At 57.7% G+C, this 11,644-nt stretch carries 9 protein-coding genes; 8 read left to right on the top strand and 1 reads right to left on the bottom strand.

Translation table 11 applies throughout. The annotated features are described in order from the left end of the window. Positions 1–28 precede the first annotated feature (28 nt). Both H7B90_RS10155 and H7B90_RS10150 read left to right on the top strand, forming a co-directional pair. A complete protein-coding gene (locus tag H7B90_RS10155) occupies positions 29–1,054 on the top strand; it encodes a carbohydrate ABC transporter permease (RefSeq protein WP_185135754.1) in 1,026 nt (341 codons plus the stop codon). A 149-nt stretch (positions 1,055–1,203) separates the two neighbouring features. Next, on the top strand, positions 1,204–2,625 hold the full coding sequence (locus H7B90_RS10150; protein WP_185135753.1) for an ABC transporter substrate-binding protein: 1,422 nt from the start codon (positions 1,204–1,206) through the stop codon (positions 2,623–2,625). Positions 2,626–2,984: 359 nt separating this feature from the next. On the opposite strand, the gene H7B90_RS10145 is transcribed toward H7B90_RS10150, so the two are convergent. Further along, positions 2,985–3,719: a helix-turn-helix transcriptional regulator gene (locus H7B90_RS10145; protein WP_311772710.1), complete on the bottom strand. Its 735-nt coding sequence runs from the start codon at positions 3,717–3,719 to the stop codon at positions 2,985–2,987. A gap of 247 nt (positions 3,720–3,966) precedes the next feature. Here H7B90_RS10145 and H7B90_RS10140 point away from each other — a divergent pair, with 247 nt between their 5' ends. The 6 genes from H7B90_RS10140 to H7B90_RS10115 all read left to right on the top strand — a co-directional run bounded on the left by H7B90_RS10140 (position 3,967) and on the right by H7B90_RS10115 (position 11,633). Then, the gene (locus tag H7B90_RS10140; RefSeq protein WP_185135751.1) at positions 3,967–5,262 is read left to right on the top strand and encodes an endo-1,4-beta-xylanase; all 1,296 of its coding nucleotides are present in this window, start codon (positions 3,967–3,969) and stop codon (positions 5,260–5,262) included. Between the two features lie 29 nt (positions 5,263–5,291). Continuing rightward, the gene (locus H7B90_RS10135; protein WP_311772707.1) at positions 5,292–6,662 is read left to right on the top strand and encodes an SGNH/GDSL hydrolase family protein; all 1,371 of its coding nucleotides are present in this window, start codon (positions 5,292–5,294) and stop codon (positions 6,660–6,662) included. After that, positions 6,659–7,753 (top strand): alpha/beta hydrolase, encoded by a 1,095-nt coding sequence (locus H7B90_RS10130; RefSeq protein ID WP_185135750.1) that lies wholly within the window; start codon positions 6,659–6,661, stop codon positions 7,751–7,753. Before H7B90_RS10135 ends, H7B90_RS10130 begins: the two co-directional genes overlap by 4 nt. 366 nt (positions 7,754–8,119) lie before the next feature. Further along, positions 8,120–9,037 (top strand): ABC transporter permease, encoded by a 918-nt coding sequence (locus H7B90_RS10125; RefSeq protein WP_185135749.1) that lies wholly within the window; start codon positions 8,120–8,122, stop codon positions 9,035–9,037. Positions 9,038–9,051: 14 nt separating this feature from the next. After that, on the top strand, positions 9,052–9,966 hold the full coding sequence (locus H7B90_RS10120; protein ID WP_185135748.1) for a carbohydrate ABC transporter permease: 915 nt from the start codon (positions 9,052–9,054) through the stop codon (positions 9,964–9,966). Positions 9,967–10,034: 68 nt separating this feature from the next. Continuing rightward, positions 10,035–11,633 carry an ABC transporter substrate-binding protein gene (locus tag H7B90_RS10115; RefSeq protein ID WP_185135747.1) on the top strand — a complete coding sequence of 533 codons (1,599 nt, stop codon included), beginning with the start codon at positions 10,035–10,037 and terminating at the stop codon, positions 11,631–11,633. The last annotated feature ends 11 nt before the right edge of the window (positions 11,634–11,644 follow it).

The raw sequence follows: 11,644 nt of genomic DNA, 5'->3' as shown, positions 1-11,644 counted from the left end.
CGGAAGGGCGGGGGAATAGGGGGGATCTATGGTGGTCGATCCGACCGAGTCGGCGGCAGGCTCCGAGCTTGCCTTTAACAAATCCAAGCCAGCGGCGACCGACCTGTACCGCTTCAAGCGGCGCGTGACGAACGTGAACAAGTGGTCCAAGCTGCTCTGGTCGCTGGTGAGGGCGATTCTTCTCATCGGCATGTGCTTCGTGATCCTGTACCCGATCCTGCTTAAGGTATCCGCGTCGTTCAAGTCGCTGGAGGATCTGTCGAACCCGGCCGTAATGTGGATTCCGGAGCACGCTTCATGGAACAATTACCGGCTGGCGATCGAAGTCATGGATTATTTCACCGCGATCCGCAACAGCTTCACGCTGTCGTTGGTGACGACCGTGCTGCAGACGTTCAGCTGCGCGCTGGCCGGTTACGCCTTCGCCAAGCTGCCCTTCCGCGGAATGAAGATTCTGTTCGCCGGCGTGATCCTGACGATTCTCGTTCCTCCCCAGACGATTCTCGTGCCGAGCTACATCAACTTCAAATCGTTCGATCTGTTCGGCCTGTTCCATCTGTTCGGAGGACGCGGCATCAACATGCTGGACACGTACTGGCCGTTCATTCTGCCGGCGATTACCGGCAACGCCTTGAAGTCCGGCTTGTTCATCTATATATTCCGGCAGTTCTTCCGGGGCATCTCGAAGGAGATCGAGGAAGCGGCGTTCGTCGACGGAGCCGGCGTATTCAAGAGCTTCCGGTCGATCATGCTGCCCAACGCCATCCCCGCGATGATGACCGTCATGCTCTTCGCCTTCGTCTGGCAGTGGAACGATTCGTACTTCTCGTCCAACTTCCTGCCCAGCATGAACACCCTGACGACGGCGACGCTCGCCCTGCCCTACAAGGTCAACGTCATGCTCAACCAGACGGCCACCAACGTCGATCCCTTCTACGCGTCGATGCTGGTCGACACCGGCCTGCTGCTCTCGATCCTGCCGCTCATCCTGATGTATCTGTTCGTTCAGCGCTACTTCGTCGAGAGCATCGATCGGACGGGGCTCGTAGGCTAGTTCGCGGTCGCAGAACAGTATAATCGCTAAGGCTAAAAGTGCATTCTCTCGGATTGTTGGCGCTTCCATGGCGCACTACAATAACGATGAACCCAAGCAATGACAAGATTTGCGCGATCAGGTACCTAGAACAAGGGGAGGAATACCAGTTGAACAGGACCAAGAAAATGCTTCTGCTAGGCTTAACCGCCGCTTTCGCCGTCTCGTTGACGGCCTGCTCGGGAGGCGGCGGAGGCAATTCCGCCAGCCCAAGCGCCAGTCCGAGCGCCAGCCCGAGCTCGAGCCCGAGCGCCGATGCGTCCGCCTCGGCCGGCGGGAGTTCCGAGCCTTCGCCTTCCGCCAGCTCCGACGAGAAGGAGTTCGATCTCGGCGGCCGCACGATTACGATCGCTTCCTGGTGGGATCCGACGCCGAAGGGGGAGACGGAATCGGAGAAGCAGATTTTGAAGAACATAGCCGATTACGAGAAAATGTACAATTTCAAATTGAAGTTCATGCAAGTGGACTACGCCCAAATCGCCGACAAGACGGTCAGCTCCGCGCTGGCGGGGCAGCCCTTCGCCGATGTCGTTCGCCTGCAGGCCAGCTGGATCTATCCGGGCATGATCAAGAAGTCCATCCTCCAGCCGCTCGATGATCTGATGGAATCGGCCGGCATCGACAAGCAAACCTATAACGACGAAATCATCAACAAGCTGTCGACCTACAACGGCAAGCTGTACGGCTTCAATCCGGGCCATGTCTTCACCTATACCGGCATTCTCTACAACCGCACGCTGCTTCAGAAGCTGAACATGAAGGACCTGCAGGAATACGTCAAAGAAGGGACCTGGAATTGGGATACGTTCAAGAAGGTCGCCGCGGAAGCGACGCAGGGCAATTCGTACGGACTCGCTTCCTGGAACGGCAGCATTCTGGATAACGCCCTCCTGTCCAACGGAGCCGACCTGATCGATCTGGAGGCCAACAAGCAGACGCTTGACGATCCGAAGACCCTCGAAGCGATGCAATACGCGCAAGACGTCGCGAACTCGACCTTTATCCCGAAGGGCGTCGCCAAAGACTGGCAAGCGCCGACTCCGGCCTTCCAGAAGGGCAACGTGCTGATGATGGATATCGCCAACTGGCAGGTCCCGGACATGAAGCAGAAGATGCCCGACATCGACCTGGGCTTCGTTCCGTACCCGATGGGCCCTTCCGCCACCAAGTTCTATTCGAACGACAGCGGAGAGAATTTCTGGACCATTCCGAAGGGAGTCAAGGACCCCGAGATCGTTCTGTACTTGGTTCGGAAGATCTACGACGTGCCGTCGGACGAGGAATACCCGGGCCAGAACTGGCTGGAGAAGGAGTACACGAACCAGCAGGACATCGATACGGCGATCGAAGCTTCCAAGAATCTGAGCGTTCTGAACTATCCATTGCTAATGTCGGTCTACGGCGATGACTTCTACGCGATGCTGGATGAATTGACGACGCAGAAAAAATCGCCGGCAGCGGCGATAGCGGCGCACAAGAACGTCTTCCAGAAGGCCCTTGACGATAATGCGGGGGATACGCACGGAGAGTAAGAGGCTTGGGCATAAAAGCAAAAGCAGCGCAAGGATGAGGATGATAATCTCCCTTGCGCTGCTTTTTTCTGCGAATGTCTAATTCACTAACGAAAACTTATCCCGGGATATTTCGATTCGTACTTGTGTATGAAAAATCGTATAAAATTCGCTGGTTAAGAAAGTACGCAGTTTGGTTTGTGTGAAAAACCATACAAGTTCTACCTTATGGCGGTGCGTTGCTTACGTTTTATATGAGAAATCATACAAATTTCCTCTGTTTATGATTATTTCGACGATTTTATACGAAAAATCACACACGCGCTAAACCGCCTGCATTCCGATTCTGCACAGTACGATCTATGAATTTGTTTGCCGATTTATCGGGCGACGACCTGCTTCTTGCGATACTCGTTCGCGCTGATTCCGGTGTATTCCTTGAACTTCTTATAGAACCAATCGATCTCCGTATAGCCGACTTCGTTCGCAATCTCGTAGATTCGCATATCCGTCTGTTCGAGCAGCCGCTTCGCCTTTTCCATTCGCTGCTGAAGCAAATACTCGTTGAAGGACATGTTCTCTTCATTTTTAAACTTCCGACCCAAATAAGCGCAATTGAAATGCAAGGCGTCGGATATTTTTTTCAAAGTTATGTTTTGATGCAGCTCCGCCTGAACGTATCTCATCACGATCTCGACGACCGGCGACGGCTTCGAGCGTTCTTGGGACGGCGCCGTCTGCGGAGACGCGACAGGTTCGCTCCGGTTCAGCAGTTCGATCACATTGCGAAGGCTGTCCGATAGATGAGAGCTCTTGACGGGCTCGGCCAAATAATCGTTTACTTGATAGAGCAACGCTTGCTTGACGAGCGCATAATCGGGACTGCCGCCGAGGAGGATGATCGGCACCTGGCTATTCTGCCGGATCTGCCCGCATAACTTCAACCCTTCGGCATGCGAGTGCTTCATATTGATAAGGACGAGGGAGAAACGCTGCTTGTCGAATAAAGCGCAGGCTTCGGCAGAATGGGAGGCATGCGCCTGAATGTCGAGGCCCAGTCGTGCCCAGTCGATCATCCTCTCCGTGGCTTCCCTGGAAGACGCGTCCGAATCCACATGCAACACCTTATACAAATCGGCTACCTCGCTTTCTGCTTGATTGGCCGGCAGGAGAAGACGAGCCGGCTACGAATGACTGCGCTTTCATTATGGTTGTTCCGAAGCGGGATGGGCAATGTGCATCTCTTCATCTAAGGTGCATTCGTTTACCTCTTTGGCCGGCGAACGGAGAGGGTGCAGATGATAAGGTCAAACACCTATCGAGCGGCGGGTTGTTCGTTGATCCGAAGGCGGTACACTTAGGATGAAATCCAAAACCAAGGAGCCTACGGTGAAAAAACTTAAGGGGATCGAGATAGTAGCAAGCCTGGCGCTGATCTCGGCCATAGCCGCTTGCGACGGGAATGGGTCCGGCAGCCGCAGCGTCAATCCAAGCGAGAGCTCGCCGACCTTCGAATCGGTCGTCGGAACCGCGTCCGCGTCGGATCCGGCTTCCGGCAGCGGCGCGTCGGCTTCGGCAGAGAACGGCGTGAAGCCTTCGCCGGCGCCGTCCGTTCAGACGGATATTCCGTCTCTCGCGGAGACGTACAAGGACTTCTTCCCGATCGGTGCCGCGGTCGAGCCGAATCAGCTTAACGGGCTGACGGCCGAGCTGCTGAAGAAGCACGCGAACTTGCTCGTCGCGGAGAACGCGATGAAGCCGGCGTCGATCCAGCCGACGGAGGGCGGCTTCCGCTGGGACCAGGCGGACGAGATCGTCAACTTCGCGAGAGCGAACCGGATGCAGGTCCGATTCCATACGCTCGTCTGGCACAATCAGACGCCGGACTGGTTCTTCCTGGACGCCGAGGGCAAGCCGATGGCGGACGAGACCGATCCGAAGAGACGGGATGCGAACAAGAAGCTTCTGCTGAAGCGGTTGGATACTTACGTGCGCGAGGTCGTCGGCCGCTACAAGGACGACATCCGGTCGTGGGACGTCGTGAACGAGGTCGTCGAGCCGGCCGAGCCGGACGGCATGCGGAGCAGCGACTGGTACAAGATAACCGGCACCGACTTCATCGAGACCGTGTTCCGCGCCGCGCGCGAAGCGGGAGGGCCGGGGATCAAGCTCTATATCAACGATTACGGGACGGACGATCCGAGGAAGCGCGACCGGCTGTACGAGCTCGCGAAGACGATGCTGGACAAGGGCGTGCCGATCGACGGCATCGGCCACCAGACGCACATCAGCATCGCCTCGCCTTCCGTCGACAATATCGTCGAGTCGATGAAGAAGTTCCGGGAGCTGGGCCTGGACAATCAGATCACGGAGCTGGACATGAGCCTCTACGCCTGGAACGACCGCAGCGACTACGGCGCCGAAGTGCCGGCCGACGTGCTTAGGCGGCAGGCGGAACGCTACCGCGAGCTGTTCGACGCCCTCAAGGCGAACAAGGGCCTCGTCAGCGCCGTCGTGTTCTGGGGCATCGCCGACGACCATACGTGGCTGAGCACCTTCCCGGTGACGCGCACGGAAGCTCCGCTCCTGTTCGACAAGAATTACCAGGCGAAGCCGGCGTTCTGGGCGATCGTCGACCCGTCGAAGCTTGGTGCTTAGATCTAAGAAGAAGGAGAGGAGAATGCCTCATGACCGACCCGCTCTCGCGGAACCTGCACGAACCCGGTGCCGAAGGCCCGTCCGCGCCTCGAGACGCGGCGGCCCGACGAAGCGCCGAAGCCGAGCTCGAGCCTCCGGTCGACTTCGAATCGCAGGCTTACCGGGAGATGATCGCCAAGTCTCTGCTGAACAAGGGCAATACGAAGAGGCTGAAGGCCGCCATCGACAAAGCGAGGAGAGGCGAACCCGTCACGATCGCCTTTATCGGCGGCTCGATCACCCACGGAGCCGGAGCGGTGCCGCTTCCGACGAATTGTTACGCGTATCAATCGTATTCCTTGTTCAAGAAGAAGTTCGGTCAAGACGGAGGAGACTCGGTTCGCCTGATCAAAGCCGGCGTCGGCGGAACCCCGTCCGAGTTGGGCATCGTCCGCTACGAGCGGGACGTTCTCCGGGACGGGACGGCCGAACCGGACATCCTGGTCGTGGAGTTCGCCGTCAACGACGCGGGAGACGAGACGAAGGGCAACTGCTACGAGAGCCTTGTCCTCAAGGCTCTGAACGCTCCGAACAAGCCTGCCGTCGTCCTGCTGTTCAGCGTGTTCGAGAACGACTGGAACCTTCAGGATCGGCTGGCTCCCGTCGGCTGGCATTACGATCTGCCCATGGTCAGCGTGAAGGATGCCGTGGTCGAGCAATTCAGACGAAGCAAGGCCGAAGGCAACGTCATCTCCAGACGTCAATTTTTCTACGACATCTATCATCCGACGAACGCGGGGCATACGGTTATGGCCGACTGCCTCGCCTGGCTGTTCGACGCCGCCGACCGGTCCGCTCCGGACGGGGAGGACATCGCGACCGGCAAGCCGCCGGTCATCGGCGACGACTTCGTCGATACGCGGCTGCTGGATCGGAGGAACGCCGAAGGAATCGCCCGCGTCGAGGAAGGCGGTTTCGCGGATACCGATGCCGATGTGCAGATGGCGGAGATGGACGATCGCGCGTATGCGACGCCTCTTTTCCCCTACAACTGGATGCATGCGCCCGGGTCGGGAGACAGGGCCTTCCGGATGACGATCCGCAGCAAGCGGCTGATTCTGGTCTTCAAGGATTCCGGCCGCGACGACTTCGGAAGCGCGGATATAAGAGTAGACGGACGCCTCGCGAAGACCGCCGATCCGCACGAAGTGAACTGGACGCATTGCAACGCCGTCCTTCTATACAACGAGCCGGTCGCCGAGGAGCATACGGTCGAGATTCGCATGGCGCGGGCCAAGAGGACAAGCGGTTTACGATCCTGGGCTTCGGTTACGTGCCGTGAAGAAGCTGCCGACCTTCGGCTCGTTTCGGGCATTCGGCTCGTTCCGAGATTACGATCGAGAGGAGATCGACGACCATGAAGAACGCGACTGTGACGGCCATACCGGAGGAGTACAAGCGGGCGGCGCCGGAGGGGCGTCGGGGGACGATTCGCGAGGTCGCCTATACGGTCCGGAACTATATCCACTCATCCAGGCGGCTGGCGACGGATCGGAATATCGATTCCGGCGAGGCCGGCAGAGAGACGATCGAGGGAGCCGCCATTCGCAAGACGTGCAAGATCTACGTCCCCGCCGGCTATGACGAGAACGACTCGCATACCCGATACGACACGTTGTATCTTCTCCACGGAGTAGGAGGAGACGAGAACGAGTGGCTGCACGGGAGCGGGACGGCGGACGGGAGCTTTGTTCTGGCCCATATTCTGGATAACCTGATCGCGAACGGCGACATCGAGCCGCTCATCGTCGTATTCCCCAACGGAAGAAGCGCCCATGACTGGGAGGATCGTACGTTTAACGCCGCGGGCACCCACATGCTCGGATTTTATTATTTCGACTATGAATTCAGATACGACTTGATCCCCTTCATCGAAGCCAATTACCGCACTTATGCCGATATCAAGGATGCGTCTCCGGAGGGAATCGAATCTAACCGGAAGCATAGAGCCGTCGCCGGCCTCTCCATGGGCGGCATGCAGTCGCTTAATTTGATTCTCGGCGGCTACCGGTGCGACGCGGCTGAATTCGCCGGAGCGCCGAGCGGCTGGAAGAACGGGCTGGCTCCGACGGTGCGCGCGCCCGGAATGGCGGATTTGTTCGCCTATGTCGGCGCCTTCTCGAATGCCCCTACCTCGAGCGCCGGCCATGTGCTGGGCTCCGGTCTCGCGTCCGGCGACCGCAAGCTGGAGCTCCTCTATATGACTTGCGGAGACGCGGACGGCATCGCCGTCGGCAGCTACGCCGGCTCGATCGAAGGCCTCGCGGAGGCGGCGGGCGATTCCCTGGGCGACTTTTATCAAGTCCTGCTGACGGACGGGAACCACGACTTTCAAGTATGGAACCACGGCGCCTATAACTTCGTCCGGTTGGCGTTCCGGAACGGGGTCGAGTCGGGGAAGCGGAGGCGAGTCGGCCTGGTTCTCGATATCGGACCCGTAGAACGGCATTAAACCTTGTATCGGTAGATGGTTAGATGGCTAGATCGCTAGATGGCTAGTTGGCTTAAGGCAGGCCCACTTCGAGCGGCTTCATTCTCGGAGCGGGCCTTCTCTTATGGACCACAGCCATTCCAGCGGACGAAGGGGGCACTCCGGATATGACGGCGCATTCCGGGGCTATTCCGAAGCTATTCCGAAGCATTCCGCAAGAAGTAACTTCCGAATAAAGAAGGTCATCTCCGAGAGAGAGAATCCGGTATCCTCCTTCGTATAATGAACCTATCCTATCGAACAACGAGCGAGGTTAGAGGCATGGGGATTCGATCGACCGCAATATCATCATCCAACAAGCCTGCAAGTCCGCGGCGGACGAGCGGCATGGTCCGACTGGGACGCAACGTCGTGAAGTATCGGGTGCTGCTGTTAATGCTGCTGCCGCCGGCCGCCGTATTCTTCATCAATTGCTATATTCCGATGTTCGGCATCTTCATCGCCTTCAAGAATATCAACTACGTCGACGGCATTCTGGGCAGTCCGTGGGCGGGATGGAGCAACTTCCGCTTCCTCTTCGCCACTTCCGACGCCTGGCGAGTCACCGTCAATACGATCTCCTACAACGCCGCGTTTATTGTAACGGGCTTGATTCTATCGGTCGCCGTGGCCATAGCCGTCAACGAAGTGCGCAGCAGGCTCGCTTCGCGGTTCTACCAGACGGTCATGATCATGCCGAACTTCCTGTCTATGGTCGTCGTCAGCTACATCGTCTATGCGTTCCTTCATCCGGAGTACGGCTTCCTGGTCAAGCATGTGCTGCCCCTATTCGGGTATTCGGACGTCAACGCCTACATGCACCCTCAGGCATGGCCGTATATTTTATGGCTCACGAAGATGTGGCACTCCGTCGGCATCGGCAGCGTCATCTACCTGGCGGCCATTACCGGAATCAGCGAGGAGCTGTATGAGGCCGCGGTTATGGACGGAGCCGGCAAATGGCAGCAGATCGTTCGCATCACTCTTCCGCTCCTGACTCCCGTGATGGTCATCCTGACGATTCTGAACCTGGGAGGCATCTTCCGCTCCGACTTCGGCTTGTTTTACCACGTCACGCTCGACTCCGGAGCGCTGCGATCGACGACGGACGTCATCGATACGTATGTGTACAGGGGCTTGATCCAGCTCAACGACCTGGGAATGTCGTCCGCGGCGAACTTCTACCAATCGGTGGTCGGCTTCTTCCTCGTCATCGGAGCCAACAGCCTGGCTCGCAGACTCAATCGCGATACGGCACTCTTCTAGAACGGAGAATCGACATGACCAAAACAACGAACGTCAAAGCCTATCAACAAGTCTCCGGATTGGCGGGGATCGGGCTTCATCTTCTTTTCATCGTCTTCAGTCTTGCATGCATCTTGCCCCTCGTGCTGATCGTCGCCATCTCCCTGTCCAACGAGAAGCTGCTTACCTTGAAGGGCTACAAGTTCTGGCCCGAAGAGATCGATTGGTCCGCGTACCGGTATCTCTTCAACGATTCGGAGACGCTGTTCAAAGCCTACGGGGTCACGCTGACCGTCACCTTCGTCGGTACGATCTTGGCGGTGCTGCTGATCGCCCTGTACGCGTACCCCCTCTTCCGCAAGGACTTTCCGTTCAAGAAGGCCTTTAATCTCTACCTTCTGATCACGATGCTCTTCTCCGGGGGACTCGTTCCGTTCTATCTCTTCTATATCAACTATCTGCACCTGAGAGATTCGCTCATCGCCCTTATTTTGCCGGGGCTGTCGAACGCCTTCTATATCTTCATCACGCGCACCTTCTTCCAGCAGACGGTTCCGGAGGAGATGATCGAATCGGGCAAGCTGGACGGAGCTTCGGAGTGGCGCATCTTCTTCCAGCTCGTCCTGCCGATCTCGCTGCCGGTTCTGGCTACGATCGGCCTGTTCACGACGCTCATGTATTGGAACGACTGGTTCAACTCCTTGTTGTTCATCAACGATACCGATAAATTCTCCTTGCAGTACGTCATGATTCAGATGATCCGCCAAGCCGAGTTCTTCAAAAATCAATTGGCGGGAAGCGGCGTCGCTCTGCTTGTCCAAGAGACGGTGCCGACGGAGAGTCTTCGCATGGCGATGGTGGTCGTCTCGATCGGACCGATTCTGTTCGTGTATCCCTTCTTCCAGAAGTACTTCACCAAGGGATTGACCGTCGGGGCGATCAAGGGTTAAGCCGTCTAACCCTGGCGAATTAGGCCGGTTAGAGATAGATAATAGAACGATTAGGGAGGCACTACGAAATGAAGGTAGCGAAAGGGTGGGGGATGGCGCTGGCTTCGGTCATCGCGGCCGCGCTGGTCATCTCCGGTTGCTCGGGCAACGGCTCAAGCTCGTCCGGTTCGCCTGGCGAGGAACCGAAGGCCGGCGGAACGGCGACCGCCGATGCCGGAGGCGCCAAGCCGGACATCTCGAAGTACCGCAAGCTCAAGGTGTATACGGTAGGGAACTTCCCGCAGAAGGACTCTGAAGCGGTCATCGGAGAGATCAACAAGTACCTGAAAGAGAAGATCAACGCCGAGATCGACTTCCAGGGACTCCCCTGGTCTTCCTGGGCGGAGAAGATGGTTCTGGCTTATCAATCCGGGGAACAGGTCGATCTGACCTTCGCGCCCAACTGGGCCGACTTCGCCAACAACGTGGCGAAGGGCGCGTTCCTGCCCTTGGACGACCTGCTGGCCGAATACGGGAAGGGGATCACGGATTCGCTGGACCCGAGGTTCTTCGACGGCGGCCGGGTGGACGGCAAGATCTACGCGATCCCGACGAACAAGGAGATCGGCGAGAGCCATACCATCATGTTCCGGAAGGATCTGATCGATAAGTACGGCTTCGATGTCGACTCTATCCATACCCTCGAGGATCTGGAGCCCTGGCTTCAGACGATTAAGGAGAAGGAGCCCGGCCTCGCGCCGATCTGGCTGTCGGGCAGCGGGTCCGATACGCTGAGCTACTTCGATAAGACGATACCGAGCATGAAGGAGAACTTCCGCTACGAGCTGGTCGCCGGCGCGCCGGCCGGCATCGTGCTGGATACGAAGACGGACAAGATGATTATCAGCTCCATGGAGTCCGAAGCGGCGATCTACCGGATGAGGCTCTACAGCGACTGGTTCAAGAAGGGGTATATCAATCAGGATGCCGCCACGACCAAGACTAGCGCCGAGGACGCGCTGAAGGCGGGCAAGACGTGGATGAAGTTCGGTTCGGACAAGCCGGATTCCGACAAGGAAGACTCCGCCGCCACCGGCATCGAACTCGTCAAGCTGAAGGGCAACGATCCCGAGATCAGCACCGCGAGCGTCAGCAACTCCATGATGGCGATCGGGCGCACCTCCGTCGATCCGGAGCGAACGATGATGCTGCTTAACCTTCTGCACACCGATAAGCATCTCGTCAATCTGATCGACTTCGGCGTGGAAGGCCGGCAATACGTGAAGGTGGAAGGCAAGGAGAACTTCATCAAGCTGCCGGACGGCATCGCCACGCGAGCGGACACGGGGTGGGCGCCGGGCATCGAATGGATGTTCGGGAATCAGACGCTCACGTATCTGTGGGAAGGGGAGAGCCCGGATAAGTGGGAGAAGTTCAAGGAATACAACGAGAAGGCGCATAAGGTCAAGTCCTTCGGCTTCAACTTCAATACGGATCCCGTCAAGACGGAGGTGTCGGTCGTCAGCAACATCATCAAGGAGTATCGTCCGCTGCTCGAGACGGGAAGCCTGGACGCGGACAAGGTGCTGGCGGAATACAACGGCAAGCTGAAGGCCAACGGGATCGAGAAGATCCGCGCGGAAGTCCAGAAGCAGTACGAGGAGTGGCAAGCGAAGCAGCCTAAATAAGGCAAGGGGGA

The organism is Cohnella xylanilytica (assembly GCF_014212175.1).
GTDB classification, from domain to species: Bacteria; Bacillota; Bacilli; order Paenibacillales; family Paenibacillaceae; genus Cohnella; species Cohnella xylanilytica.
Note: the sequence above shows the minus strand (reverse complement) of the source record. Positions and strands in the feature narration are given on the sequence as shown.

What these genes read in the sequence shown, in the direction of transcription:
- H7B90_RS10155 (WP_185135754.1), top strand. Translation starts at nt 29, where the DNA reads ATGGTGGTCGATCCGACCGAGTCGGCGGCAGGCTCCGAGCTTGCCTTT.
- H7B90_RS10140 (WP_185135751.1), top strand. Translation starts at nt 3,967, where the DNA reads ATGAAATCCAAAACCAAGGAGCCTACGGTGAAAAAACTTAAGGGGATC.
- H7B90_RS10135 (WP_311772707.1), top strand. Translation starts at nt 5,292, where the DNA reads ATGACCGACCCGCTCTCGCGGAACCTGCACGAACCCGGTGCCGAAGGC.
- H7B90_RS10130 (WP_185135750.1), top strand. Translation starts at nt 6,659, where the DNA reads ATGAAGAACGCGACTGTGACGGCCATACCGGAGGAGTACAAGCGGGCG.
- H7B90_RS10125 (WP_185135749.1), top strand. Translation starts at nt 8,120, where the DNA reads ATGGTCCGACTGGGACGCAACGTCGTGAAGTATCGGGTGCTGCTGTTA.
- H7B90_RS10120 (WP_185135748.1), top strand. Translation starts at nt 9,052, where the DNA reads ATGACCAAAACAACGAACGTCAAAGCCTATCAACAAGTCTCCGGATTG.
- H7B90_RS10115 (WP_185135747.1), top strand. Translation starts at nt 10,035, where the DNA reads ATGAAGGTAGCGAAAGGGTGGGGGATGGCGCTGGCTTCGGTCATCGCG.